The organism is Haemophilus sp. HMSC071C11 (assembly GCF_001837655.1).
Lineage (GTDB): Bacteria > Pseudomonadota > Gammaproteobacteria > Enterobacterales > Pasteurellaceae > Haemophilus > Haemophilus influenzae.
On the sequence record NZ_KV833415.1, the window covers coordinates 1 to 430 of the forward strand.

The 430-nt window shown below is 46.7% G+C and carries 1 protein-coding gene; it reads left to right on the top strand.

From position 1 onward, the window contains the following. The coding region (locus tag HMPREF2644_RS05150) for a tetratricopeptide repeat protein (protein WP_143422619.1) at positions 1-430 on the top strand (430 nt) is incomplete at both ends.

The window sequence follows — 430 nt, forward strand, 5'->3', positions numbered from 1 at the left end:
TTTGGTTACCTCTGGCGGAGCAGGGAGATGCACAGGCTCAAGGTGGTTTGGGCATGATGTATGAAAGAGGACTTGGCGTAAAACAAGATGATTTCAAAGCAGTGAACTGGTATCGCAAAGCGGCGGAGCAGGGGGATGCAGATGCTCAATTAAATTTGGGTGCGATGTATGCAATCGGACGTGGCGTAAAACAAGATGGTGTTGAAGCGGTGAAGTGGTTTCGCAAAGCGGCAGAGCAGGGAAATGCAAAGGCTCAAAATGGTTTGGGCATGATGTATGACGGAGGACTTGGCATAAAACAAGATTATTTCAAAGCGGTGAAATGGCATCGCAAAGCGGCGGAGCAGGGATATGGAGGTGCTCAAGTTATGTTGGGATTCTCATATCTTTCGGGAAAAGGTGTTCAAGTAAATAAATCTTTAGCCAAAGA